Annotated in this window: 1 protein-coding gene; it reads right to left on the bottom strand. The window is 38.4% G+C overall.

The window, feature by feature from the left end; all coding sequences use genetic code 11:
- Nucleotides 1–23: 23 nt before the first annotated feature.
- Nucleotides 24–521 (bottom strand): hypothetical protein (locus tag PL85_RS18645; protein WP_234910701.1); only part of this gene is annotated, 498 nt, incomplete at its 5' end.

Here is a 521-nt window from a genome sequence, read left to right as displayed (position 1 = left end):
TGAGCCGTTTGTTATGTGAACTGCTACAACAAGCGACTATAAAAAATGCTTAGTTCATCAAGGTAGGTTTCACTAACATCATCTTCGTTCCAAGCCCATAATTCTTTGGGAACGAGTTCGAACACCTTGTGGTGAGGTGCATTTAAAGTGGGGACACAATAAACAGGAAGATATAACCTGTTAATTTTGATTTTATAACTAAGTTCGCTGTCTTCAATGAGGTTAAATTGATCAGCTGTTATATCAACCAAAATACCTTCACTTTCTACCCACCAATGCCCAACTTCACCGCCACGCTTTTTAGATATACCAAAGACAAGGTATATAGGCTTACTGTAGCCTTTTTGGGTTAAGTGGTAGCAGAACAACATTGAAGCATGTTTACAAGCATTAATTGGAAAGTCAGAACCAAAATAGAACCAGTCTTTACCGACAACTGATTCTATTTTACTTCTTACCCAAGCCGCTTCTTCGTGAAGGTTTATCATTTTTCTCCTGTTCACTAGTGTACCCCACGAAAA

Source organism: Vibrio anguillarum (genome assembly GCF_001989995.2).
Lineage (GTDB): Bacteria > Pseudomonadota > Gammaproteobacteria > Enterobacterales > Vibrionaceae > Vibrio > Vibrio anguillarum.
The sequence above is the reverse complement of the archived record's forward strand: the minus strand, read 5'-3'. Positions and strand labels throughout refer to the sequence as shown.